This is a genomic window from Affinundibacterium seohonense (genome assembly GCF_014284305.1).
In the GTDB taxonomy this organism is placed as follows: domain Bacteria; phylum Pseudomonadota; class Gammaproteobacteria; order Burkholderiales; family Burkholderiaceae_D; genus Undibacterium; species Undibacterium seohonense.
The window spans coordinates 31,545-56,450 of record NZ_JACOFW010000024.1; the positions used below are offsets into that span (position 1 = coordinate 31,545).

Below are 24,906 nucleotides of genomic sequence, written 5' to 3' on the forward strand. Positions count from 1 at the left end.
TTGCCTTTTATACGATTTTCCATTCCGGAATCGCGAACACCAGACGTCCGCCCCAGTCGCGTATCATGTGCAAATCCGTGCTAATTTCCTGCTCCAAATTCCAAGGCAATACCAGCACAAAATCCGGCCTGTCTTGGATTAGATGATCCAGATGAACGATAGGAATCCGGCTACCCGGCATACATTTACCTTGCTTATGTGGATTGATATCCACTACATATGGCAGTAAGTCGGCCCGTACTCCAGCAAAATTGAGCAAGGTATTGCCTTTTGCCGCTGCTCCATATGCCGCAACTTTAAGACCTTGTTCACGACTCGCAATCAAAAATTTCAGTAAGGCATATTTGGTTTGCTCAGCACGCAGCTGAGCATTGCGGTAGAAAGACAGACTATTGACGCCAGCACGACGCTCTTTTTCCAACAAAGCATTTACACGCCCACTCCGCTCATACTGTCCTGTATCTGAGCGTTGCGCCAACACCCGTAAACTTCCACCATGCGTAGGCAATTGTTCCACATCAAAAACACTTAAACCCTGACTGTTAAAAATACGTTCTACTGCAATCAATGAGAGATAAGAAAAATGCTCGTGGTAAGCAGTATCAAACTGATTCAGGTTCACCATATTCAGCAGATGAGGAAACTCAAAACTGGCTACTCCCTGAGGCTTAAGCAGGGCAGTAAATCCAGCCACAAAATCATTCATATCCGGCACATGTGCTAGGACATTATTTGCTACAGTCAGATCCGCTGATTGAGCTTCGGCACACAACCGCTTTGCCAACGTCAGTCCAAAAAAATCCTCGCGTATCGTGAGCCCTTTATCACGAGCGGCAGCAGCCGTACTTGCGGTCGGCTCTATACCTAAGCAAGGAATACCAGCCTGCTGTACATATTGCAGCAGATAACCATCATTGGCGGCCACTTCAACCACATGACTGCCTGCATTCAGTCCAAGACGCTGTTGCATATCCTCAACAAAGCGTTGTGCATGTGCCAGCCAGCTTGATGAGCAAGAACTGAAATACGCATAATCGGCATCAAACAGATTTTCACGACCAGTGAAATCCAATGTTTGTACCAGCCAACACTGTTCACATACCATTAGCTTGAGCGGCAACCAGATTTCGGCCTGCTGTAGCTGCTGCGTAGTCAAATAGGCATTCGAAGGAGGCGCGCTACCGAGATCGAGAAAAGTATGCATTAAGGCCTGGCCACAGTGTCGGCAAATCATCGCCCTACTCCCTCAAAGTGTTCATCTAAAAATGGAAAACGCTGATCGCGCTCTGATTGTCGGCCAATTGGTAGTGGCCAATCGATCTGCAGGCGTGGGTCATGCACATGCAAGCCAAATTCGCTATCCGGCACATAGACCTGACTGTGGCAGTACAGCATTTCTACCTCATCACAGAGTGTCTGAAAGCCATGCGCGAAGCCCTCTGGTATCAAATAAGAGCAAGCCTTTTCGGCGATCAGATGAACCGCATGCCAATGCAGAAAAGTTGGTGAACCTGCACGCAAATCCACCGCCACATCCCAGACTTCACCGCGTAGGCAGGTTATCAGCTTTGCCTCGGCATTCGGTGCCAATTGCATATGCAGTCCACGCACACTGCCTTTCTCTCTGGTGTAGGTATGGTTGATCTGCATTACAGGGTCGCGCCAACCAAATAACGCAAGTTCTTCAGCACAAAATAAACGCTGAAAGTAGCCACGCTCATCACCCAGCGGCAGGCGCTGTATTAAATGCAAATCCCTGAGAGGAGTCTCTATCAATTCAAATCTTTGAGCCATATCCCATCCTTTCAGGCCTCAAGAAAATCCTGCAGATCGCGGTCACACAAACGCGCTGCCGCTATTCCCTGATAAAATTGCTGATACCAGAACATCGTGCGCTGCACCGACTCAGCCAGTTGCCAGCGTCCATAGATATTCAGTTCCGCTTTCGCCTTGCCAGCATCCAGCGCTAACAAGCCGGCTTCATGCGGTCCTTCCGGCTGGGTTGCAAAACGCAAACCTCCACTTCCAAATGCGGCATGTGCAGTCTGCACCACTTCTCGCACGGTAGCTGCACTGTCTGGACCAAAATTCCATGCACTGGCAAACCGAGCATCAGCCCACAGCGACTCGGCTAAGCACAAATAAGCGCACAATGGCTCTAGCACATGTTGCCAAGGGCGCACTGCATCAGGGCGTCGAATCAACACCTCCTGTTCCTTGTGCCAAGCTTTGGCAGCATCAGGTAATAATCTGTCATGCGACCAGTCGCCACCACCGATCACATTTCCCGCTCTAGCAGATGCGACCCGGATATCCTTTTCTTGAAGGAAAGAACTGCGGTAACTGGCAATCACCAGTTCAGACGCTGCCTTACTAGCGCTGTAAGGATCATATCCACCTAACTCAGCAGTTTCAGGATACGACTGACCTGTCTCCAGATTTTTATACACTTTGTCGGTTGTGACCATGACGCCAACCAGCACACTGGGCGTCAGTCGCATCGCATCGAGCACATGCGCTGTTCCCATCACATTGGTGGACAAAGTTTCAAGCGGCATCTGATATGCAGGTCTGACCAGTGCCTGTGCAGCCAGATGCAATACAATTTCCGGCTCGGCCTGTTGGAAGCTGCGTTTCACCGCTGCAGCGTCGCGGATATCTACCAACTGATGACGAATACCCGACAACGACAGCGCCTCAAATAAATTCGGGTTGGTTGTCGGAGCCAGCGCCAGTCCATGGACATGGGCCCCCAACACAGACAACCAGTGCGCCAACCATGCACCTTTGAAACCAGTATGTCCGGTCAGTAAGACTCGCTTACCCCGCCAAAATGCAGGATCGGGCAGACGAGGTCTGGCTACCAGATTTTCCATGGCGCCCGTCCAGAAATCCACAGTTCCTCTAGCATATTTTTTTCGCGTAAGGTATCCATAGGCTGCCAGAAGCCACTGTGCTCGAAGGCCATCAATTGCTGTTGACTGGCTAACTGATTCAGCGGATCACTCTCCCAACTGCAACTATCATCCGGAATCAAATGCAACACATCGGGCGACAACACAAAATAGCCGCCATTGATCCAACCGCCATCACCACGTGGTTTTTCTGTAAAACCTGTAACCTGTGCGGCCTGGCGTTCCAACGCACCATAACGACCTGGCGGCAACACAGCAGTGACAGTGGCGGACTTACCGTGCTCACGGTGGAAGCGTATAGACTCTGCAATATCGACATCAGAGACACCATCACCATAAGTGAAGCAAAAGGCTTCTTCATCCTGTATATAGCGTGCGACTCGCTTCAGACGTCCGCCTGTCATCGTTTCTTCACCCGTATCTACTAAGGTGACTTTCCAGGGTTCGGCGTGCCTTTCATGCACTTCCATTCGATTGTTTTGCATGTCGAAGGTCACGTCTGACATATGCAAAAAGTAATTAGCAAAATATTCTTTAATCATGTAGCCCTTATAGCCACAGCAAATCACGAAATCATTCACGCCATAGGCAGAATAGCTTTTCATGATATGCCACAAGATCGGATGACCACCAATTTCTATCATAGGTTTTGGCCGTAAATGAGTTTCTTCCGAAATCCTTGTGCCAAGACCACCCGCTAAAATCACCGCTTTCATACTTGATTTTCCTCACAATAACGCAACCACATCTGACGTAACGCATGATCAAAACTCTGCCCAAATGCCACTTCATTCATTAGCGATGATTCGCGCATACTCTGCCGCAATGTCCGCCGATAATGGACCAACCTCTCAACATCATGCGCGAGTATCAATGCCTTCTGCGCATACTCCATTTCGGTTTCTGCAATCCACTCAGGGAAGCCGGCTGCATGCAGAATACTGGCACCAAGCCGACCCACGCTCGGGCGGCCTACTAGGGTGATATAGGGTACACCTGAATACAAACTCTCAATCAGAGTAGTACCGGAATTATGTGGAAAACAATCTAAGCTGATATCAATGTTCTGCAAAGGTACCCAAGAAGGCGATGCATAACCGATATCCAGACGCGAACGCTCTATGCCATAGGCTTGGAAGCGTTCCGCCATTTCATCTTGTATGCCAGCATCCTGGAAATCACCACTACTAAGTACCAGACGTGAATTCGGCATAGCGTCAAGGATAGCCGCCCAAACCTTAATCACTTTGTGATTGATACGATTGGCGCGCGAGAGGCTACCAAAAGTCACAACGCCGTCTTTGAGGAATGGTGATGCGCTCACTTCAGGCTGGCCCGGATCTGGGCGATATACGATAGTCGGCCCATTCAGACGCCAAATCTTCTCCGAAAACAAATGATCGCAGTGATCAGTGACTGAATACTGGTCAGTCACGTAGTAATCGATAGCCTTCAATCCTGTCGTGTAGCCGAAATCCAACCAGTGAAAGGAAACCGGTGCCGGTTTGCGCGCAAATACACCTAACCTGTTGTCCGTAGAATGGCCTCCAATATCAATCAGGATATCGATTCCATCGTTACGTATCTGCGTAGCCAGCTCGGCATCCGACAAATGATTAGTCACTCTCCAGTGATCAGTACATGCCTTATATTTTTCCGTCACCACGTCTTCCATCGGCGGATCTGAATAGGCAAATACTTCGATATTGTTACGATCCAGATGCTCCATCATAGGCAACAGGAAATAACGACAAACCTGATTGTAAAATGCTTGCGAGACCACACCGACCTTTAGTTTCTTGCCTGGATCGCGTTGATTCAGAAAAGCTTGCCATTCACCGCGGAACGGCGCACCAAAACGCTGTTCGAACTCTTCATAGCCACCATAAATCACCTCTGCCGATAAATCTGGATGGTAATTCAGCACGAACAACAAAGAGCTATAGACCTTGCGACTGAATTTAGATTGCGGATCTTGCTCTAAAGCCAAGGCTTGCATATACGCATCCAGTGCTTTATCGGACTTACTGGCTCTTTGCAAAGAATTCCCGTAGGCGGCCCAGATTTTTGAGTTACGCGGCTGGTTCAGAATTTCATTCTCGGCAAAATCGATCGCCTCCTTGGCCTTACCTTTGAGTGTCAGAACGTCAATCAATGCTGGAACTGCAATTGGGTTATCAGGCATGACCGCGATTGCTTTGCGATAGCACTCTTCTGCCTTGTCGTATTCTTTCTGTACCGTGTACACCTCAGCCAGATTGCTATAAAAGAAAGGTACTTCTGGATTAATGCTAATGGCTCTCCTATAAGAGGCAATCGCCTCCTCTTGCTGACCATTGCCATTGAGGGCGTTACCTAGATTATTGTGCGCATTCGCCAGCCCCGGCTCGAGCTGTATCGCTTTTTTTAACGCCTGTATCGCTTCAGGAAAACGCTGCAATCCATTGAGCGCTGCACCCACATTCCCTTGTATGTGTGCGTTCTGCGGCATCAGCGATAAGGCGTGCTTTCCAACTTCAAATGCAGGTTCAAAATTTTGTTGTTCAATGTGACTGATAGCAAGGTAATCCCAGCCGTATGGATCTCGCGGTAAGGCTGTCGTCAGCCAGGCACTTGCCTTTTCAAGTAAGCCAAAGTTCTTGACTTCAATCAGAGCATTCAATAAGTCGTAATAGGCATAGGCGTTTACCTTTGACGCTACGCTGCCTTCAAAAGCTTTTTGCAATGCGAGCCATGCGGCCTCAAAGTCGCCCTGCTGTATACCTATTTTGGCCAAGAAATAATGGGCGTCCGCATTTAAGGGATAACGTGTGGTGATTTGCATACACAGATCAGCAGCATGAGCAACGTCACCTAGTTTCAGACTTGCCTTGGCTTCTGACAGAAATTTTTGCGGATTAATTGCTTTCACTATAACTACCTCTTTCAAGTCCAGACACGGGAAATTAAGCAAAAATTCCTGCAACATGTGTGAGTCAACTCAGAATTCATGCATCGAAAGCTCAAGAAGCCAATTTGACGCCTTCATTCTATCGAGAAAATTTCTTTTTCAACAGCAAAAAAGAGGCAAGATTACAGCCCAAATCACCCTAAAGTATTTCAAAAAACTGTCGTAGAGCGGAAAAAACCGAAAAACTTGAGCAAAAAAAATAATGTTTATTTTCGGTAACTTCCTAAAAGTTTTCAAACCTTGACCGTTACCCTTTACAACGGCGGTGCAACAGTCAACAAGACAGACCAAAGTTAGAGGCTAAAACGCCAAATTGAATAACTTAGGTAAGGAGAAACAACATGGCTTCATTTATCAACACAAATATTGCGTCCCTCAATGCACAACGCAATCTCACAACGTCACAATCGTCTTTGAACACGTCTTTGCAGCGTTTATCTTCTGGTTTGCGTATTAATAGCGCTAAAGATGATGCTGCTGGTTTAGCGATCTCTGAACGTTTATCGTCACAAATCGGCGGCTTGAATCAAGCCGTTCGTAACGCCAATGATGGTATATCACTTGCGCAAACAGCTGAGGGTGACTTATCTCAGATTGGTGCAAACTTACAACGTATTCGTGACTTGTCTGTGCAAGCAGCTAATGCATCAAACAGTGCATCTGATCGTGCAGCGTTGAATAACGAAGCCAGCCAGCTGATCTCTGAAATCAACCGTGTTGCCAGCAGCTCGAACTTCAACGGTGTCAATTTGCTGGATGGTTCTTTTGCCAAGCAGACTTTCCAAATCGGTGCCAACGGCACATCTAACGATCAGATCACTATTGATTCCATCGCTAGTGCAAAATCCAGCTCTTTGGGTGTGGGCTCAGGCTCTAGCTACTCCGCCAATTTGGCAGGCGCAGCGAATACCAATGATGCGCTCGGTGCTGGTTCGCTCGTGATTAATGGTGTCGGTATCGGCGCATCCAGTGCTGATGGCGTCTCTTATAAAGACGCCAACGGTAGTGCGATTGCTAAAGCAGCAGCGATCAACGCAGCATCTGGCAACACGGGTGTATCTGCAGTTGCCAATGCAACGAGCGTTGCAGGTACAGCAGTCAGCAGCGGTGGTCTGACTGCGATTACTTCTGGCTCCATCAAAATCAACGGAGTTGATATCGGTGCAGTTGCTTCTGCAAGTACAGCAGCAGAGCGCGGCTCTCAAATCACAGCGGCGATTAATGCTAAATCTGCGCAATCCGGCGTATCTGCAAGCTATGACACATCGACTGGCGCTGTTAATTTGTCGGCTTCCGATGGTCGAAACATCACGATCGAAAGAACGCAAAGTGCTGCGACAACTGATGCGCTGACCGGACTGACAGCTAGTACCGCTAGTGGCGCCACCACTTCTACGGTATCCGCTCAAGTCAGCCTGACTTCCAGCAGCTCCAAGGGTATTCAAGTAACCAATGGTTCAGAAACTAGCGTCACAGCAGGTGGTGCAGCGACTACATCCGGGTTATCCGCAGGTGGAATCACTATCAATGGCTTTGATGTTGGTGCAGTTGCAAGTGGTGCGACAGCAGCGATCGCCGGTCAGAATATCGCAGATGCAATCAATGGCTCTTCTGCCAAAACTGGCGTCACTGCAACCGCAGACTCGAGTGGCACATTGAAATTGACATCGCTGACTGGCGGCAACATTGTTGTTGCTGGCTCAGCTGGTGGCCTCACAGCCTCTGGTTTGTCTGCAGGTACAACCACCTCTGCAGCGGGCAATGGCGCAGCAGCAGCAGGTCTAAGCACAACAGCAGTATCGGCTTCTACGACAGTCGGTGGTGGCCTGTCCTCACTGGATCTGACATCGGCATCTGGCGCGACAGCAGCGCTGGCTACGATTGATGCTGCCTTGTCTGCTGTCAATACGTCACGCGCTTCGCTCGGTGCTTATCAGAACCGCTTCGCATCTGCGGTCAGCAGCTTGAATACAACTACTGAGAACTTAACAGCTTCTCGTAGCCGTATCCGCGATGCAGACTTCGCCCAAGAAACTGCGTCTCTGACACGTGGTCAGGTCTTGCAGCAAGCAGGTACTGCAATCTTGGCTCAGGCGAACGCGTTACCACAAGGTGTGCTCTCACTCCTCCGTGGATAATCAATGAGCAGTTAGTAAGTTATCATTGATAAATAAGTGGTCCCCTGGTCAATTTATTGATCAGGGGAATTTTACTTTAAGGAAATTATCATGAACATCCCATCGCTTAGCACCGCAACGTCGAGCGCACCACTGTCAGATCGCATCACAAACATCCCTCGCCCGATCAATACTAACGCTACTGCGACGCAAGTCGCGAACCCGGTTGCGGAAGCTGGGGCAAGTCAAAAGACTTATACGCGCGAACAAGTAAACGAAGCCGTTGAAGCTATCAATAAAACGATTCAGGCCGCTTCACAAAACCTTGAGTTTAGTGTTGATAAAGACACTAGCAATGTCATTGTAAAGGTTATAGATCAGCAGACGAAGGAAGTCTTACGCCAGATTCCCACTGAAGAAGCACTTGAAATTGCCAAGTCGTTGGATAGACTGCAAGGACTTCTCATCAAGCAAACAGCTTAAACATGAATAATTTTAAAAAATCTATTGCTGAAACTGGCATGTAAAATTCCTTCTAAAGTCTGATTTGCCTTTGCCGTTACTACAGTAAAGTATTACTAAATTTAAGGGGAATCAGGTGGGTATTCAATCTACAGGTATCGGCTCCAATCTTGACGTCAACTCGCTAATCACCAAGTTGATGCAGGTTGAAAGTCAGCCACTAACGGCGTTAGCAAAAAAAGAAGCAAGCTTTCAGGCTAAACTGTCGGCTTATGGCTCACTAAATGGTGCCGTAGCAGCGTTTCAAAGTTCGCTCACCACATTAAATAATCCGACAACGTTTCAATCACTCAATGCAACGCCAAGCGATGCATCGATTGCATTTGCAACAGCTAGTAGCTCGGCGACAGCGGGAAATTACAGTCTAAACATTAGTAAGTTAGCCCAAGCACAAACGATTTCCAGCGCTGGACAAGTGGATTCAACTAACCCTATCGGTACTGGCACTGAAACAACAATTACATTCCAATTCGGAAAAATTACGGGAACGGCATCTGGCGGAGCCTATCCTCCACTGACTACGTTCCAGCAAGATGCAAGCCAAACAGTAGGCACAGTCAAAATTAATAGTAGCAATAACACTCTGCAAGGTATTCGCGATGCCATCAATGCCGGCAGTGTCGGCGTGACAGCTTCCATTGTGGGAGATGGTAGTGCTACCCCGTATCACTTAGTACTTAGCTCTTCCAAAACTGGAGAATCATCGAGTATTAAAATCAGCTCATCCGGCGAAGATGCGGCAATCACTTCACTATTAACTTACGATCCGGCTGGCACGCAAAATTTTACAGAAGTGAGTACCGCTCAGAATGCAAACCTTACCGTCAATGGAATTGCTATTTCTAGTGCGTCAAATACGATTCTAGGTGCAGTTCAAGGTGTATCACTTACATTATCCAAAGTTGGCACTACATCCATTTCTGTAGCAGCGAATACAACCGGAATACAAGCAGGCATTACTAGTTTTGTAAAAGCATACAATGATCTCAATTCCACCATTAAGAATTTAACTGCATATGATCCAAATACAAAAAAAGCGGGTTTATTGCAGGGCGATGCAACCACTCAAAGTGTTCAGAATCAAATTCGTAGAACTTTAAGTACCGCGGTCAATGGTCTCGGAGGGGGCGTTACATCTCTTGCGCAAATTGGGATTAGTTTTCAGAAAGATGGCTCACTAGGCGTCGATTCAGGCAAACTTACCACCGCGTTAAATACAAAATTTTCTGAAATTGGTGGCTTATTTGCATCACTAGGCTCAAGCTCCGACAGTCTCATTGCCATCTCCGGATCGGGTAGTGCCACAAAAGCGGGAACCTATGCGGTCAATGTTTCTCAAATTGCGACCAAAGCAAAGTTAACTGGTGATTTGCCACTTCCAACGACAACAACCATTGACGCTAATACCAAGATCAAGGTCACGCTTAATGGATTAACTGCTGACGTCTCATTGGCTGCAGGTGACTACACCCCATCAGCTTTGGTCACACTCTTACAAACATCAATTAATAGCACCACAGCATTTTCCGCGGTCGGTTCAAGCGTCAAAGTAAGTAACTCTGGCGGAACTCTATCAATCGAATCAGATAAATTTGGCACGACATCCAATGTTAGTTTGGCCGACAGTTCAGGATCAAGTTTTGCGCTTTTGACTGGTACAGTTGCCCTTGGTGTTTCTGGACTCAACGTGGAAGGAACCATAAACGGCATCGGTGCTACTGGCAGTGGACAGACTCTGCTTGGTGGCAATGGCACTGGCGCTGAAGGATTAAGATTACTCGTCTCTGGCGGCTCAACAGGCTCGCGCGGCAACATCAATTTTTCGGTTGGTTATGCGACGACCTTAAGTAGTCTAGTTAGCGGTTTTCTAGGTGCAAGCGGCACGATCCAAAACACGACCAGCGGAGTCAACCAAAACATCAAGAACATTGGGAAGCAACGCGAAGTATTAAACAGCAGACTTTTCGATGTAGAAGCGCGATATCGGGCTCAGTTCACAGCGCTCGATAAAATAGTGAGTAATTTAAACAATACGAGCTCCTTTCTTACACAGCAACTAAATGCACTAACCAGTAGCAATAATTAAACTTCAATCGTTAATCGGATTCAATAAAGGAATTCTATGTTTGGCTCCCCTAATTCACATGGCGCAAATGCCTACGCTAAAGTTGGTATTGAAACCGGCGTCATTTCAGCAAGTCCTCACAAGTTAATTATCATGCTATATGACGGTGCTATCACTTCGCTCGCTAATGCCACACAGTACATGAAAGACAATGACATTCCGGCAAAAGGCTACTCCATATCAAAAGCCATTGCCATCATTGAAACAGGATTACGCGCAAGCCTAGATAAAAAAGCTGGGGGCGATATTGCAGTAAGTCTGGATGCTTTATACGAATATATGAGCAATCGTCTTTTGCAAGCTAATTTAAACAATCAACCAGAAGGCGTAATAGAAGTACAGAATCTGCTGCGCGATCTGAAATTCTCGTGGGAAGCGATTGCGCCAAACAATAATCAACTGAATACCGACAGTCCTCCTCCGCCTATAGACGCGCTCGAACCACGTCGCACTACTCTTTTTAAGGCCTAAACCATGAATAGTTTTGAACTGTTAGCCGTGTACGAAAAAGTCGCTCTGATCACGGCGGATATGTTGGTGGCGGCTCGTGCCAATGACTGGGAATTATTAAGTAAATTAGAAGGCGATTGCAGTGATCACGTCAGTACTTTGAAGAAATTCGAAGGACCAACTGAATTGCCTGCCGAATTGAAAACAAAGAAAATTGCAATCATTAAGCAAATCCTTGCCGATGACCGCTCTATTCGAGATATCACCGAACCGTGGATGCAAAATCTTGCCAATCTCATGAAAAGTTCAAGCACCAATCGCAAACTTTCCCAAAGCTATGGTGCGAACCAAATGAGATAGTCGATGGCCATTAATTTTCCGCGCCTAGATCCAAACTTGATTATTACAACTGGTGTTGAAGCACCAACGTCCATCAAACCAGTTGATGCGATCAAACAAGATATCGCAGTAAAGCTCAATCAGATCGGCTTGGGAAATCAGGTAAAAGCAGAAGTCATAGCGAAATTGGAGGATGGTAGCTATATCGCCAAAATAGAAGGCGCGCCGATGCGCCTAGACTTACCGAAGGGTACGCATGTTGGTGATAACATCACGCTGAGACTTAATCGGCTCACGCCCCGCGTCAGCTTCTTATTGACGTCCTCTAGTCGAGCCCCTTCAGCTAATCCCATCAACAATAAGCCCAGTGCAAGCCAGCAAACAGTTTCTTTGTTGCCGCCATCAAATGGCGAGTTAAACACGACAATGGAATTGCAAAGCACACCGCTGTTCAATGCAAATCGTGCAAAAATCGAAGCACCAATTTCAGGCAAATTTATTGCAAATATTAAGCAAGACGATTTTGTGAAGCTGGCTAGGATAGGACTAGGAAATAGCGTTAGCGCAGACGTGACGGATCAATTTGAGGATGGGAGTTATCATGCTAAAGTCGGTGGCTTGATGTTGCAACTCGATTTACCGATGGGCACGCAGGTCGGTGACAAGCTCCCCTTAAAACTCAACCGCTTAAGCCCTTATATTAGCTTTTTAATCGATTCTCCCAAGACGGCGCTCTCATCGCCTGCGTTGCACACGAAATCTGGCAATATTCAACACGAGATCTTACTTCTCGCACCCTCAAGTGGCTACCAAGACTTAGAGGCTGATGTTCCTGTATTCACTGCTGGCACAGCCAATCGCAGCACGAGTATTACACAACCACTTATCAAACATCACGCTAGCAACGCCATTGCAAACTATGCTCAAGCTCTACAAAATCCACAGAGCATACAGACGGAATTGAGCTCGACCGGTCAACTGATCAGTCATCTATTGGGCGAGACAAATATGGCTTATCGTGAGGGTTTGAAGTTACCTGAAAATCGTCCGCTCATTAGTAACGCCACAGTAGGACAACTTGCAGAAAATTTACCTGCCATGTTGGAAACTCAACTCAAACAAAGCGTCGTTAAAAGTGGCTATTTTTATGAGTCTCATGTCATCGACTTTTTACAAGGAAAGAAAAGCTATCAAGAGCTGCAGCAAGAGCCACAATCCAAAATAATGAAGCATGCAATGGCTGAGGTCGAGCAACAAAATATAGAAACAAAAAAAGAAATCTATAGCCTTGCCTTGGATAATTTGAGCGCCGAAAAGGTCTTGCTGGATCAAAACGATAACAAACACCAAGAATTAGGGGAAATCGTTAGACAACAATTATCAATTTTGGAACATAACAAATTCGTGATGAGTGGCATGCTCACACCTAACATCCCTTTTTCTTGGGAAGTGTTTGGTCAAGACAAATTTGACGCAACAAGTCATACACATGAAAACCAAGAAGAAAGTACGATTCGGCATCACAGCTTTCTCAAAGTTGAACTACCCAATCTGGGTGTTGTTGCCATTCAAATTGACTTATTATCGAATCAAGTTCAATTATCCATGAAGAGTCAAACAGAGCTAGCCGCTCAAGAACTAAACGCGCATGCCAATCAATTAGTCCAATCACTTGAACTTTCGGGCACGCATCTTCAATCGTTTAAGGCTAGCCAAGATGAACAACTCTAAAGTCCCACCACTAAGTGCTGTTGCCCTAAGTTATGGCAATGATGACCCTGCGCCAAAAGTCGTCGCCAAAGGGCGTGGTCTCGTCGCCGAGGAAATCATCAAGCGCGCGAAGGACAGTGGTGTTTTTATTCATCAATCGAAAGAACTCGTCACCTTGCTGATGAAAGTGGATTTGGATGATGCCATTCCGCCCGAACTGTATCGAGTGGTTGCAGAACTACTCGCTTGGCTATACCATATAGAAAGCGAGTTGAATGCACTAAGCACTCCCACTCAGCCCCCTTAAAATAATCAAAAAATCACAAAAAGATACCAGCCTTATGCAAGTAAATTTCCCGTCCCTAGGAACAGAAAACCAAAGTCCATACCAAGTTGAATCAAGACGAGAAATTATCGCATTACTGCGTGGGTTTAAAGAAAAGAATCAATTGATTAGTATGTTCATCAATAACGGTGCTGAAGTTTTTATCACTTCAGTGTTGGAAGTTGACGACACCAATAATGTTGTCATCATTGACAGCGCCCCAGGCGTAGAAGCCAACCAAAGAATTGTGGATGCACCACAAGTATTTTTTGATGGCTTACTCGACAGAATTAGCATTCAATTTTCCTCATCGCGATTACAAAGAACAACTTTTGAGCAGCGCCCTGCTCTGCAAATGCTCATTCCAAGCAATCTGATACGCCTACAAAGACGAGAAAACTACCGCATCAATACGCCAGTCTCAAGTCCAATCAAATGTTTAATTCCAATGCTAGTGGACGAACTGGCATATCTAGGTAAATTTTCTTTGGTTGATATCAGCTGTGGTGGGATTGCCATCTTAGATGATCAGAGATCGTTAGATATCACGGTTGGAACTCGACACACCGACTGTCAAATTGATTTGCCCGGCGTCGGACTTTTAGAGATCAATATTGAAATTCGCAATTCTCAGGATTTGACTTTACTCAATGGAAGAACCACCCGTCGACTTGGCTGTGCGTTCTTAAATCTGTCGAGTCGGACTTTAGCAACTGTACAGCGCTATATCATGAAATTAGAGCGCGAACGCAATGCAAAAATGACAGGTATAAATTAAATTAAATTCATCATTCATTAACAAAATCACGACGTATCTATTTCTGTTCACGCTAGATCTGCATATTCATAATATCGTGATAGGCACTGATGAGCTTGTTACGAACTTGCACGGTAGTTTGAAATGAGATACTAGCTTTTTGCATAGAAATCATCATATCTGACAAACTAACACTTTCATCCCCCATTGCAAATTTCTTACCCATGTCTTGTGATGCACTCTGCGCTGCGTTCAACTGATCTAAAGACGATTTCAAAGCATCGGCGAAATCGAGTTTAGGCGCAGCAGCAGGATTAAGAGCGGTAACTTCTGAGGCGCCACCTTCCATTTTCGTCGCTGCAGCTCTCAGTTGCGCCACCATCGCATCGATCCGACTTTTGTCTATGCCTCCGATATTCACTTGCACTCTCCGTTTTTTATCAATGGTGAAAGCTTAGCACCGGAAAAAAAACACTTAATTCGAATAAGACGTGTGAAACTGCCGTTTTTCTGCCCTTTAATTAAGTCAAGAAGCCTCACAATTTGTACCAAGGAAGAAACCTTCATGGAACAAACTATGCAGCAATATGAATTAAGCCAGCAACATATCAGGAGCGCACATGGCAACGGCAAATGAAGCAACACTCGAGCCAGAGATAGCAGCACCAGGATTATCAGGCATTCTCCAGACTCCTGGCATGCGCACAATTCTCTTATCGATTGGCGCGGCCATCACAATTGCTGTGATGGTTGGCGTATGGATGTGGAGTCAGGCGCCCGACTATCGCGTGCTGTTTTCAAACTTTAATGATAGAGATGGCGGCGCAATAGTCGCCTCTTTACAGCAATTAAATATCCCTTACAAATACTCCGAAGGTGGTAGCGCCATTCTGGTGCCATCCAATCAAGTTCACGATGCACGCTTGAAACTGGCCTCACAAGGCCTACCCAAAGGCGGCAATGTTGGTTTTGAACTAATGGAAAACCAAAAACTAGGTATTTCGCATTTCCTAGAACAAGTTAATTTTCAACGCGCCTTAGAGGGGGAACTTGCTCGTTCAATTCAGGCAGTATCTGCAGTACAAACTGCAAGGGTCCATTTGGCAATTCCCAAAGCCTCTGTTTTTGTACGAGAACAACAAAAACCGACTGCCTCAGTCCTCTTAAATCTATATCCAAGCCGTGTACTTGATCAACAACAGGTTAGTGCCATTTTACATTTAGTCGCCAGCAGCATTCCTGAGCTACAAGCAAAAAATGTCACCATCGTGGATCAAAATGGCAATTTACTATCCGATACGAGCAAACAAGTCGCGAACAATAATTTGGATCCTTCACAGCTGAAATATGTACAAGAATTTCAACAAGGCATCGTGAAGAAAATTGAGTCCATCATTTCACCTATCGTTGGGATTCAAAATGTACGTGCCGAGGCAACAGCCGATATTGATTTTTCTCGTAGCGAACAAGCTGCAGAAACGTATCGCCCAAATTCACCACCAGAGGCGAGCAGCATTCGCAGTCAACAAACTAGCGAAATCTATGGTAAGCCAGCAGCTCCCTCGGGCACACCTGGCGCGCTCAGCAATCAACCACCAACACCGGCAACAGCGCCAATTACCGGAGGCACGCCCCCTGCTGCCAATGGACAGGCAAATGCTGCATCGGCCACAGGCTTGACACAAAAAGACTCGACCATGAATTTTGAAGTCGACAAAACGATACGTTATACGCAACAAGCAATGGGTGGTTTGAAACGTTTATCCGTTGCGGTCGTAGTCAATTACAAAACTGAAATCGACAAGTCAGGTAAGACGATTACCCGTGCACTAACTGAGATTGAAAAAACTCAGATCACGGACCTAGCCAGAGAAGCAATGGGATTTAGTAAAGAGCGGGGAGATTCCTTGAATGTGGTCAACAGTCCTTTTGCCCCTCCAGAAAAAATTATTGCTGAGGAAATACCGCTTTGGAAGCAAGCGGACGTGCTTCAAGCAGCAAAAGAAATTGGAAAATATCTGATTGGTGGTTTACTGTTACTCTATCTGTTCTTTGCTTATCTCAAACCCACTTTGAATAAACTAACTGGAAAAGATGAGGAAAAGTTAAAGAAAGAAAAAGAACTCAAACGCCAAGAAGAGGAAGAGGAAGAAGAAGCCAAACGCCAAGCAGAAGAGGAAGAAGCTGCGGTAGTGAATATTAATACCGAAGCGGAGGAACAGGGCAAACAACAAATGTCTACTTATGAAACTAATTTGGAGATGGCAAAACAACTTGCTGCTTCAGATCCAAAAATCGTCGCAAACGTAATTAAATCATGGGTTACCAATGAGTGAAGACGGCATACAAAAAGCAGCAACATTAATGCTCGCACTTGGCGAGGATGGCGCTGCTGAGGTGATGAAGCACCTCGGACCTCGCGAAGTTCAAAAGATCGGTGCAGCAATGGCGACCATCGGTGCGATTCCACACGAAGCCATTGCCAAAGTACTCGAAGAATTCAAATCCGAGGCGGATCTGAGCTCATCCGTCGGGTTGGATTCTGATGAGTACATTCGCAACGTGTTAACGAAAGCTTTAGGTGACGATAAAGCATCATCACTACTCAATCGCATTTTGGGTGGCAAAGATGCCAGTGGAATCGAAAGCTTGAAATGGATGGATTCTGCCTCCGTTGCCGAATTAATCAAGAACGAACATCCACAAATTATCGCAACAATTCTGGTGCATTTAGAAAGTGACCAGGCCAGCGAAATCTTAAATCACTTCAGTGAACGTCTGCGCAATGATGCGGTACTCCGCATTGCCACTTTAGATGGTATTCAACCCACCGCACTGCGTGAGCTGAACGATGTACTGACTAAACTGTTGACTGGTAACGAAAGTTTGAAGAAAAAATCGATTGGTGGCGTGCGCGCTGCAGCTGAAATTCTCAACTTTATGAGTGGTGAGAACGAGGCATCCATCATGGAAAATCTACGTAAGTATGATGGTGACATGGCTGAAAAAATCATGGACGAAATGTTCGTCTTTGATAATATTCTTGAAATTGATGACCGCGGCATCCAACTCCTATTGCGTGAAGTTCAGTCCGACTCACTGATCATTGCACTGAAAGGTGCCAATGCCGATATGCGCGAAAAGATTTTCAAAAATATGTCGCAACGTGCGGCTGAAATGATGCGTGAAGATCTCGAATCTAAAGGACCAGTTCGCCTATCTGAAGTTGAAGCGCAGCAAAAACAAATTCTCCTGATCGTTCGCCGCTTGGCAGATGAGGGACAAATCATGTTGGGTGCAAAAGGTGAGGATGCCTATGTCTAACGCCCTTTCCAAAGGACAACAAACAGCATTTCAGCGCTGGGAAATGGCATCCTTTGGTGACGAGCGTCCAGCCCAATTGGAACGCGTTGCGGAAGCGGTCAAAGTCAGCGAGACAGAAATCGCCGCCATCAAGGAGCAGGCACGAAACGAAGCGTACACCACAGCGTATAAAGAAGCCTACGCGCTGGGCTATCAGGAGGGTCAGGACGCAGGTTCGGCCGAAATGCAAATCAAAATCAAAGACGCCCTAGCTGGCATCGAATCAATCCAACACAACTTTCGACAGCAACTGACTCAAGCTCACGAAGATATCGGTCAAGATCTGTTGACATTGGCAGTCGATTTAGCCGGTGCAATGACCAAGCATCAATTTGAGCACCATGCCGAGGCGATTATGGAAATCGTCAAAGAATCGATCGAAATGCTGCCAGCGATTCATCAACCAGCACAGATATTTTTACATCCAGACGACTTAAATCTCATCAGAGAATTCATGGGAAGTAGTTTGGAACAAGATGGCTGGCGTTTGTTTGGCGACAAGCACTTAACCCGAGGCGGGTGCCGAATCGAAACGGCACAAAATTTGATTGATGCCACCTACGAAACTCGCTGGGCTCGCCTGACCGAGACACTGTCGAGTATGAGCTCCACCTCAAATCATCATCTATGAACGACGGATTTTCGCCACAACGTTGGAAAGAACAATTTGCGGCTAGTGCAAAATCGCTCTCCCATGTTCAGAGCGAGAACGTCTCCGGTCGCATCGTCAAAGTCACTGGTTTGGTCATGGAAGCGGTTGGCATTAAGCTTCCCGTCGGTAGCGCCTGCGTGATTCAATTACAAAATGGGGTAAAGATCGAAGCGGAAGTGGTTGGCTTTGATGGCGATCGCTTATTTTTGATGCCGCAGAGCGATTTGGAAGGCGTGATCCCTGGCGCGCCAGTATTTCCTGTGCAGGCCCCAGTAAGCGCCGATGAACAGGGCAAACATAGACGCAGTGCAGATAGGACCAAACACCTTCCCGTTGGAGAAGAGTTATTAGGTCGAGTACTTGACGCCAATGGTCGGCCTTTGGATGCCCTTGGCCCTTTAGTTTGCCGCGCCACTGCCCCACTTGGCGCGCGTATCTACAATCCATTATCACGCGCCCCTATCAAAGAAAAACTCGACGTTGGCGTGCGCGCCATTAATAGCATGTTGACCGTAGGACGTGGTCAACGCTTGGGTCTATTTGCTGGCTCGGGTGTGGGTAAAAGTGTATTACTCGGCATGATGGCTCGCTACACCACGGCGGATGTTATCGTGGTTGGACTCATCGGCGAACGGGGTCGCGAAGTTAAAGAATTTATTGAAGAAATATTAGGTGAAGAAGGCCTTGCCCGGGCAGTAGTCGTGGCGGCTCCGGCCGATGCGCCACCTTTGATGCGTATGCAAGGTGCCGCCTATGCAACCACGATTGCAGAATATTTCCGTGATCAGGATAAGAACGTGCTGTTGATCATGGACTCACTGACGCGTTATGCCATGGCACAAAGGGAAATTGCTTTAGCGATTGGCGAGCCACCTGCCACCAAAGGGTATCCACCTTCCGTATTTGCCAAGCTACCGATTCTGGTGGAACGGGCTGGCAATGGTCGGCTTGGCGGCGGCTCTATCACCGCTTTTTATACAGTATTAACTGAAGGCGACGATCAACAAGATCCGATTGCCGATGCGGCGCGCGCGATTCTTGACGGCCATATCGTATTAAACCGCACGCTAGCAGAAAGTGGACATTATCCGGCGATTGACATTGAACAGTCTATCAGCCGCGCTATGCATGGAATTACCTCGGTCGATCATCAGCGGCTCTCGCGGAAATTAAAACAACTGTACTCCCGCTATGAGCGTAGTCGTGATTTGATCAATGTCGGTGCTTATTCAGCGGGTTCTGATCCAATACTGGATGAAGCGATTCGAAAATATCCGCAAATTCAAGCATTTTTGCAACAAGAAATCACAGAAAAGTCGAGCATAAGCGAGAGCTTAGCGGGACTTTCAGCTCTATTCGACGTTTAGAAAAAATGACTTAGTTGTAAGATAGACGCGAGAATAAAATAAAAGAATAAAAACATGAGAAATGTCGTTAGTTTGGCTCGGCGCTAACATCCACGCACGAGTGATTTTGTGTAATTCTTGAATATCAGTGTGAATTGAGAACACCATGACAACATCTGCACTAACGACTTTGATAGAGTTAGCAGAAAACGATGTCGATAATGCGGCAAAAAATCTGGGACGTGCGATTAAAGCTAAAGACGATGCCAACGAACAGTTAAATTTATTAAATCAATATCGCGCCGACTATGTCATTCGATTTCAAAACAATGCACAACAAGGTTTAAATGTCAGTCAATTCACCAATTTTCAAGGTTTTATCGGCAAACTTGATCAAGCAATCGACGGGCAACAGCGCCTGGTAGCAGATGCAGAATATAAGATAGAAATTGCGAAAAAAGTCTGGCAAGAATGTGAAAAAAAACGTTTATCGTATAAAACTTTAATCGACAGAAACGCTGCCGCTGAAGTTAAGAAAGAAAATAAACGAGATCAAAAACAAACTGACGAGCGTGCGGGTCGCACCTTGTTCTACAAAAAATAAATGCAATAACTTAATCGTGTAGGTGTCAAAATGACTAATTCGCAATCGATCACACCCGCCTTACCCGTACTGAACGCCACAAAAACAAACCCGCCGCCTAGTGAAATGAAGGCGAGTAATACGTTCAATCAAGTATTTAAAAATGAGATTGCAAGCAAAACTAAAAAAAGTTTTGTGGAACCACCGAAAACGACTATTTCGAATCCAAATAAATCCCACACATCGACCGCGACAAACTCAATAAAAGTTAACAACACGGAGTCTCAAGGTCGTAATGAGGAAAGAATAGATGACGACGAGTCCAATCGAAACGATACAGCACTGGGTACCTTAAATGATACCGCTGCATTGCTTAATTTCGTTAATAACATCAATACATTCACGCAACCAAACAACGCTGGTACGGAACAAGATAGCGCTGCACTCGATGCTGGCAAAGGAACAGCAGCGTTCACCGCTACACCGATATTAGATATGAATTTCAACGCCGATGCGACTAACTTAGCGGCAAGTACAAAACCGTATGCAGCAAGCCAAGAATTACTGAACGGCGCACCACAAGAAGTGTCAACGAACACCGAGCTAAACCATATGATAGAAATGGCTCTGGGCGCTCAAAGCGAAAACACTAATGCGCCAATTGCAGCAACGCCATCGACGTCCGCAACTGTAATTCCAATGGCAGTCAACCAAGCGCCACCAACGAATCCATCGACACCAAATGATCAAACTTTGATCGAAGCCGATGTCGCCATCGCATCCAAGGCACAGGTGAATGCTGATAGCAAAAGACTTACAGACACACCTCAAACCGGCAGCGCCAATCTCAATGACACAAACCGTGTTACCGAAATAAAAATGCCTGTAACAACATTGTCGACCAACAATAAAACGTCCACAATCGTCAGTGAACTCAGTGGTGACAGGCTGCCAGCAGCAGAAGCGGCAAGCAATGCCACAACAAATGTGGCAAATGATCCTGCAATGTCTAACCAAGGTGGCCCAACAGCAACGATTGATATTGTGGATGTCAGTTCAAACCTAGAGACAATCAGCGCAGCCGCCACAGCGAATCTAAACGCCGTAGAAAAATCTGTAATGCAAGTCACCGATAGCCGAAGTCAAGAAGTACAGAATAGTTTCAATTTAAGCCAAACCATCCCGGTAGCGAAAATGCCTGGAGTCTCAGCCGCCCCAAGCACAAAACCTGAGATGACTTTAGCCGCATCGGCGAGGACAGATACAACTGTCAGCTCTGCGAAAACACTTGACGTTAATCATGCGACGGTAACACCAGCAGTGAATCCGGCAACACCACAAGTGAGTGAGAAAAATACCACAACAAATCTGCGTCCAGATCATGCGGATCTCAGCTTATCTGGAGTCGGAACGAATGCCCTATTTTCAGACAAACTGAGTGCCCAATTTTCACAAGTACAGCAAGAGCAGAACGTGTTGCAAAAGTCGGAAGCCATTGACGAGTTTGCGATCAGTGCAGCGAAACCCGAAGTAATAGCAGCGCCACCAGCAATCCAAACAGTGATGGCCGCGGCTAGTAGTTTGGCGACCGAGCATATCAGTGCGCGATTCGGCACAAAAGCCTGGGATCAAGCAATCGGCCAAAAAATTGTTTGGATGGTTGCAGGTGGAGAGCAGACTGCCCAGCTCACACTCAATCCGCCTGATTTGGGGCCGGTTCAGGTCGTGCTCAGCATCAGCGATAGTTTTGTAGATGCCAGTTTTGTGTCATCGCATCTTGACGTGCGAGAAGCAATTGAAGCTGCAGCGCCGAAGTTACGCGAAATGATGGATAACGCAGGAATTTCTTTATCAGGCTTCTCAGTGAGTGCAGACTCTGCACAATCAGGAAATGCGTTCAGCCCAGACAAATCTCAACAAAGTGCCAGCTCTCAGCTAAGAAATGCGAATAAAGTTGACGCGACGGTAGAGAACACAACTCAAAACATGCCGACATCACGTCCATCACAAGCGCAAGGCTTAGTCGACACATTCGCTTGAACAAGGCCGTCGCCTTCACAGCAAGCACTCAGATAACGGCAATATTGTTGTCGAAGCGTGATGAAATCAGTCGTTTTTCATCACGCTTGTTGCTTTGCGGTCTACACAAGCAAAAACGATACTATAATTGAACGCGTGAAAAATTCCTTTGTGAAACTTTAATGACGTAATCGATGTAAGATTCGCCAATCAAACGTCGTAAAGTTTAGCAATAATATTTCACCTACTTATGTCGTCCAACGTGACATCTGCATAAGTAGAGTTAAGCGACAAATCCCATTCTTATTTGAAGATCAAATTCAACCAAAATGCGGGATAATTTCTTCAATCGAAGCAAAACTTAAAATCGGTGAGAACTGAATATGTCAAAAGCACCTTCAAAACCAAAAGAAGAAGCGACTGGGCCGGCTGGTAAATCCAAAAAGAAGCTGATTTTGATCATCGTTGCTGCGGTCGTCCTTTTAGGCGCGGCTGGTGGTGGAGCAATGTTCTTTATGTCTGGCAAGAAAGCGCCAAAAGAACATAAGGAAGAAGTGGCCAAAGCGCCCGTCTTTTTACCGTTAGAACCTTTCGTGGTGAATTTGCAATCAGAAATAGGTGAAAAATATTTACAGGTGAACATGACTTTACAACTTCCCGATGACGAACAAGTTAATTTAATCAAAGCCAATTTACCTCAAGTCAAAAGCCGTTTGATTATGTTACTGTCAAGTAAAGATGCCGAAGGTTTGTTAACGCCAGAAGGCAAAGAGGTATTGGTCAATGAAATCACTGAACAGATCAACTTACCGTTCACCCCCAAGGGTCCGTCACAAAAAGTCAGTGGCGTTTTCTTCACTTCATTTGTTGTTCAATAATAATTGTGTCTGATAATTTTCTATCACAGGAAGAAGTCGATGCCCTATTAAAGGGCGTGACTGGCGATCAAGACGACTTGGAGTCGCTTGAAGATACCTCGGGTGTCCGTCCCTACAATTTGGCTACCCAAGAACGAATTGTTCGTGGCCGTATGCCAACGTTGGAAATTATCAACGAACGTTTCGCACGCTTGTTACGTATTGGTTTATTTAACTTTTTACGCCGTAGCGCAGAGGTTTCAGTCGGCACGGTCAAAGTTTCGAAATATAGTGAGTTCATTCGTAATCTGGTAGTTCCGACCAATTTGAATCTAACTCACATGAAACCACTCCGAGGCACGTCTCTCATTGTGCTAGATCCGGGTTTAGTGTTTTTGCTGGTGGATAATTTGTTTGGTGGCGATGGCCGATTTCATACGCGGGTCGAGGGCCGTGATTTCACCCAAACAGAACAGAGAATTATTCAGAGAATTTTAGAAATCATTTACGAGACGTATGCAAAATCCTGGGAGCCTGTCTACCCAGTGCAATTCGAATATATTCGCTCTGAAATGAATACCCAGTTTGCGAATATCGCTACGCCAAATGAAGTCGTGGTGTCAACCACCTTCACGATAGAACTTGGTCCCGTCAGTGGTGAAATGCATATGTGCATGCCCTACTCGATGATAGAACCGATTCGTGATTTATTGACCAGTAGTCTGCAAGGGGAAACACTGGAAATTGACAAGCGCTGGGTCCGATTAATGACGCAGCAAATCCAAATTGCCGAGGTCGAAATCGTCGCTGACTTAGGTTCTGCCAAAGTAACGCTGGGCGATATTTTGAATATGAAAGTCGGCGACGTGATACCAATCTCGGTGCCTGAAATCGTCTCGGCAAAGGTCGACGGCACGCCAGTCATGGAATGTAAATACGGCGTATTCAATGGACAATACGCCTTACGCGTAGACAAGATGCTAGGTTCGAGCGTCAATGAAATAGCACATGGAGAAAATAATGGATGAAAATGACAGCCCTATTAGCGAAGATGATTGGGGTGCTGCGATTGCCGAACAGGAGAAGGCCGATGCAGAAGCCGCAGCACGTGCCGCAGCTGGACCTGCGACGCAATCAAGCGCAGGAATCTTTCCAGAGTTTGGCAAAAGCCCACAAACACAAACACACAATGACATTGATTTCATACTCGACATCCCTGTTCAGTTAACTGTCGAATTGGGTCGAACCAAGATTGCGATCAAAAATTTGCTGCAATTGGCACAAGGTTCCGTCGTGGAGCTTGATGGCCTCGCTGGGGAACCTATGGATGTGTTGGTAAACGGATGCCTGATCGCCCAAGGTGAGGTGGTGGTCGTCAATGACAAATTCGGTATTCGTTTGACCGATATCGTGACTCCTGCCGAACGCATCCGCAAACTCAATAAATAATGACCAATTTAATTCGATACTTTTGCTTGGCGCTGATGCTACCAACATCGGCGTATGCCCAAGCTAACGCTGTCAGCCCTAGCACAGGTTTACTACAGATTTTTTTAGCTTTGGTTGTCGTCATCGGCATCATGCTGTTACTGGCATGGTTGGTAAAACGAGTCGGTCCAATTGCCAGCGGTCACAAGCTACCAGTCAAGGTAATCGGTGGCATCAGTATCGGCAATCGTGAGCGGGTTATGGTCATCGAAGTTGCGGATCAATGGCTGGTTTTGGGCGTGACTGCTCAACAGATTAATACGCTAGCCAGTATGCCAAAACAGGAACTACCCGATACGGACCACAACGCTATCACCGCCACCGCTCCATTCGCAGACTGGCTGAAGAAAACCCTGGAAAAGCGCAATACACCACAGAACTAAGTAGC

The 24,906-nt window shown here is 46.4% G+C and carries 24 protein-coding genes; 18 read left to right on the top strand and 6 right to left on the bottom strand.

The features are described 5' to 3' along the window. Positions 1–7: 7 nt before the first annotated feature. Genes H8K52_RS17050 through H8K52_RS17070 form a run of 5 tightly spaced genes read right to left on the bottom strand, consistent with a single transcriptional unit; the run spans position 8 to position 5,826 of the window. Positions 8–1,234: a class I SAM-dependent methyltransferase gene (locus H8K52_RS17050; RefSeq protein WP_186924112.1), complete on the bottom strand. Its 1,227-nt coding sequence runs from the start codon at positions 1,232–1,234 to the stop codon at positions 8–10. Continuing rightward, entirely contained in the window at positions 1,231–1,794 is a 564-nt protein-coding gene (locus H8K52_RS17055; protein WP_186924113.1) for a dTDP-4-dehydrorhamnose 3,5-epimerase family protein, read from the bottom strand. Before H8K52_RS17055 ends, H8K52_RS17050 begins: the two co-directional genes overlap by 4 nt. Positions 1,795–1,805: 11 nt before the next feature. Beyond that, complete coding sequence (gene rfbG, locus H8K52_RS17060) at positions 1,806–2,876, bottom strand: CDP-glucose 4,6-dehydratase (protein WP_186924114.1); 1,071 nt, start codon at positions 2,874–2,876, stop codon at positions 1,806–1,808. Continuing rightward, a complete protein-coding gene (rfbF, locus tag H8K52_RS17065) occupies positions 2,861–3,631 on the bottom strand; it encodes a glucose-1-phosphate cytidylyltransferase (protein ID WP_186924115.1) in 771 nt (256 codons plus the stop codon). The genes rfbG and rfbF overlap by 16 nt, the downstream gene beginning before the upstream one ends. Further along, positions 3,628–5,826: an O-linked N-acetylglucosamine transferase family protein gene (locus H8K52_RS17070; RefSeq protein ID WP_186924116.1), complete on the bottom strand. Its 2,199-nt coding sequence runs from the start codon at positions 5,824–5,826 to the stop codon at positions 3,628–3,630. The genes rfbF and H8K52_RS17070 overlap by 4 nt, the downstream gene beginning before the upstream one ends. A gap of 380 nt (positions 5,827–6,206) precedes the next feature. Between H8K52_RS17070 and H8K52_RS17075 the strand changes: the two genes are divergently transcribed. The 8 genes from H8K52_RS17075 to H8K52_RS17110 all read left to right on the top strand — a co-directional run bounded on the left by H8K52_RS17075 (position 6,207) and on the right by H8K52_RS17110 (position 14,231). Next, on the top strand, positions 6,207–8,003 hold the full coding sequence (locus H8K52_RS17075) for a flagellin N-terminal helical domain-containing protein (protein WP_186924117.1): 1,797 nt from the start codon (positions 6,207–6,209) through the stop codon (positions 8,001–8,003). A gap of 90 nt (positions 8,004–8,093) precedes the next feature. Beyond that, positions 8,094–8,465, top strand: coding sequence for a flagellar protein FlaG (locus H8K52_RS17080; RefSeq protein WP_186924118.1), 372 nt, complete (start codon positions 8,094–8,096; stop codon positions 8,463–8,465). 115 nt (positions 8,466–8,580) lie between these two features. Further along, positions 8,581–10,590 carry a flagellar filament capping protein FliD gene (fliD, locus tag H8K52_RS21825; RefSeq protein ID WP_186924119.1) on the top strand — a complete coding sequence of 670 codons (2,010 nt, stop codon included), beginning with the start codon at positions 8,581–8,583 and terminating at the stop codon, positions 10,588–10,590. A gap of 36 nt (positions 10,591–10,626) precedes the next feature. After that, entirely contained in the window at positions 10,627–11,100 is a 474-nt protein-coding gene (fliS, locus tag H8K52_RS17090; protein WP_186924120.1) for a flagellar export chaperone FliS, read from the top strand. A gap of 3 nt (positions 11,101–11,103) precedes the next feature. After that, positions 11,104–11,439, top strand: a complete 336-nt coding sequence (locus H8K52_RS17095; RefSeq protein ID WP_186924121.1) for a flagellar protein FliT — start codon at positions 11,104–11,106, stop codon at positions 11,437–11,439. 3 nt (positions 11,440–11,442) lie between these two features. Continuing rightward, the gene (fliK, locus tag H8K52_RS17100) at positions 11,443–13,149 is read left to right on the top strand and encodes a flagellar hook-length control protein FliK (protein ID WP_186924122.1); all 1,707 of its coding nucleotides are present in this window, start codon (positions 11,443–11,445) and stop codon (positions 13,147–13,149) included. Next, positions 13,136–13,435, top strand: coding sequence for an EscU/YscU/HrcU family type III secretion system export apparatus switch protein (locus tag H8K52_RS17105; RefSeq protein WP_186924123.1), 300 nt, complete (start codon positions 13,136–13,138; stop codon positions 13,433–13,435). The genes fliK and H8K52_RS17105 overlap by 14 nt, the downstream gene beginning before the upstream one ends. A gap of 34 nt (positions 13,436–13,469) precedes the next feature. Beyond that, entirely contained in the window at positions 13,470–14,231 is a 762-nt protein-coding gene (locus H8K52_RS17110) for a flagellar brake protein (RefSeq protein WP_186924124.1), read from the top strand. 52 nt (positions 14,232–14,283) lie between these two features. On the opposite strand, the gene fliE is transcribed toward H8K52_RS17110, so the two are convergent. Continuing rightward, positions 14,284–14,631 (bottom strand): flagellar hook-basal body complex protein FliE, encoded by a 348-nt coding sequence (gene fliE, locus H8K52_RS17115; RefSeq protein ID WP_186924125.1) that lies wholly within the window; start codon positions 14,629–14,631, stop codon positions 14,284–14,286. A 199-nt stretch (positions 14,632–14,830) separates the two neighbouring features. On the opposite strand from fliE, the gene fliF reads away from it, so the two are divergent. From fliF to fliO, 10 genes are all read left to right on the top strand, one after another. Beyond that, entirely contained in the window at positions 14,831–16,546 is a 1,716-nt protein-coding gene (fliF, locus tag H8K52_RS17120; protein ID WP_186924126.1) for a flagellar basal-body MS-ring/collar protein FliF, read from the top strand. Continuing rightward, positions 16,539–17,534: a flagellar motor switch protein FliG gene (gene fliG, locus H8K52_RS17125; protein WP_186924127.1), complete on the top strand. Its 996-nt coding sequence runs from the start codon at positions 16,539–16,541 to the stop codon at positions 17,532–17,534. Before fliF ends, fliG begins: the two co-directional genes overlap by 8 nt. Then, on the top strand, positions 17,527–18,204 hold the full coding sequence (locus tag H8K52_RS17130) for a flagellar assembly protein FliH (protein WP_186924128.1): 678 nt from the start codon (positions 17,527–17,529) through the stop codon (positions 18,202–18,204). The genes fliG and H8K52_RS17130 overlap by 8 nt, the downstream gene beginning before the upstream one ends. Next, positions 18,201–19,592: a flagellar protein export ATPase FliI gene (gene fliI / locus H8K52_RS17135; RefSeq protein WP_186924129.1), complete on the top strand. Its 1,392-nt coding sequence runs from the start codon at positions 18,201–18,203 to the stop codon at positions 19,590–19,592. The genes H8K52_RS17130 and fliI overlap by 4 nt, the downstream gene beginning before the upstream one ends. A gap of 145 nt (positions 19,593–19,737) precedes the next feature. Then, on the top strand, positions 19,738–20,175 hold the full coding sequence (gene fliJ, locus H8K52_RS17140) for a flagellar export protein FliJ (RefSeq protein ID WP_186924130.1): 438 nt from the start codon (positions 19,738–19,740) through the stop codon (positions 20,173–20,175). A 30-nt stretch (positions 20,176–20,205) separates the two neighbouring features. After that, entirely contained in the window at positions 20,206–22,194 is a 1,989-nt protein-coding gene (locus tag H8K52_RS17145) for a flagellar hook-length control protein FliK (RefSeq protein WP_186924131.1), read from the top strand. A 362-nt stretch (positions 22,195–22,556) separates the two neighbouring features. Further along, positions 22,557–23,051: a flagellar basal body-associated protein FliL gene (fliL, locus tag H8K52_RS17150; RefSeq protein WP_186924132.1), complete on the top strand. Its 495-nt coding sequence runs from the start codon at positions 22,557–22,559 to the stop codon at positions 23,049–23,051. A gap of 5 nt (positions 23,052–23,056) precedes the next feature. Next, positions 23,057–24,058: a flagellar motor switch protein FliM gene (gene fliM / locus H8K52_RS17155; protein ID WP_186924133.1), complete on the top strand. Its 1,002-nt coding sequence runs from the start codon at positions 23,057–23,059 to the stop codon at positions 24,056–24,058. Further along, a complete protein-coding gene (gene fliN, locus H8K52_RS17160) occupies positions 24,048–24,479 on the top strand; it encodes a flagellar motor switch protein FliN (RefSeq protein WP_425507557.1) in 432 nt (143 codons plus the stop codon). The genes fliM and fliN overlap by 11 nt, the downstream gene beginning before the upstream one ends. Beyond that, the gene (gene fliO, locus H8K52_RS17165; RefSeq protein WP_186924135.1) at positions 24,479–24,901 is read left to right on the top strand and encodes a flagellar biosynthetic protein FliO; all 423 of its coding nucleotides are present in this window, start codon (positions 24,479–24,481) and stop codon (positions 24,899–24,901) included. Before fliN ends, fliO begins: the two co-directional genes overlap by 1 nt. The last annotated feature ends 5 nt before the right edge of the window (positions 24,902–24,906 follow it).

Bases quoted from the DNA above. Each gene is read 5' to 3' on its own strand.
- H8K52_RS17050 (WP_186924112.1), bottom strand. From the start codon at position 1,234: ATGATTTGCCGACACTGTGGCCAGGCCTTAATGCATACTTTTCTCGAT.
- fliK (WP_186924122.1), top strand. From the start codon at position 11,443: ATGGCCATTAATTTTCCGCGCCTAGATCCAAACTTGATTATTACAACT.
- rfbF (WP_186924115.1), bottom strand. From the start codon at position 3,631: ATGAAAGCGGTGATTTTAGCGGGTGGTCTTGGCACAAGGATTTCGGAA.
- H8K52_RS17055 (WP_186924113.1), bottom strand. From the start codon at position 1,794: ATGGCTCAAAGATTTGAATTGATAGAGACTCCTCTCAGGGATTTGCAT.
- fliI (WP_186924129.1), top strand. From the start codon at position 18,201: ATGAACGACGGATTTTCGCCACAACGTTGGAAAGAACAATTTGCGGCT.
- H8K52_RS17145 (WP_186924131.1), top strand. From the start codon at position 20,206: ATGACTAATTCGCAATCGATCACACCCGCCTTACCCGTACTGAACGCC.
- H8K52_RS17110 (WP_186924124.1), top strand. From the start codon at position 13,470: ATGCAAGTAAATTTCCCGTCCCTAGGAACAGAAAACCAAAGTCCATAC.
- rfbG (WP_186924114.1), bottom strand. From the start codon at position 2,876: ATGGAAAATCTGGTAGCCAGACCTCGTCTGCCCGATCCTGCATTTTGG.
- fliS (WP_186924120.1), top strand. From the start codon at position 10,627: ATGTTTGGCTCCCCTAATTCACATGGCGCAAATGCCTACGCTAAAGTT.
- fliG (WP_186924127.1), top strand. From the start codon at position 16,539: ATGAGTGAAGACGGCATACAAAAAGCAGCAACATTAATGCTCGCACTT.
- H8K52_RS17105 (WP_186924123.1), top strand. From the start codon at position 13,136: ATGAACAACTCTAAAGTCCCACCACTAAGTGCTGTTGCCCTAAGTTAT.
- H8K52_RS17095 (WP_186924121.1), top strand. From the start codon at position 11,104: ATGAATAGTTTTGAACTGTTAGCCGTGTACGAAAAAGTCGCTCTGATC.
- fliJ (WP_186924130.1), top strand. From the start codon at position 19,738: ATGACAACATCTGCACTAACGACTTTGATAGAGTTAGCAGAAAACGAT.
- H8K52_RS17075 (WP_186924117.1), top strand. From the start codon at position 6,207: ATGGCTTCATTTATCAACACAAATATTGCGTCCCTCAATGCACAACGC.
- fliL (WP_186924132.1), top strand. From the start codon at position 22,557: ATGTCAAAAGCACCTTCAAAACCAAAAGAAGAAGCGACTGGGCCGGCT.
- fliF (WP_186924126.1), top strand. From the start codon at position 14,831: ATGGCAACGGCAAATGAAGCAACACTCGAGCCAGAGATAGCAGCACCA.
- H8K52_RS17130 (WP_186924128.1), top strand. From the start codon at position 17,527: ATGTCTAACGCCCTTTCCAAAGGACAACAAACAGCATTTCAGCGCTGG.
- H8K52_RS17080 (WP_186924118.1), top strand. From the start codon at position 8,094: ATGAACATCCCATCGCTTAGCACCGCAACGTCGAGCGCACCACTGTCA.
- fliO (WP_186924135.1), top strand. From the start codon at position 24,479: ATGACCAATTTAATTCGATACTTTTGCTTGGCGCTGATGCTACCAACA.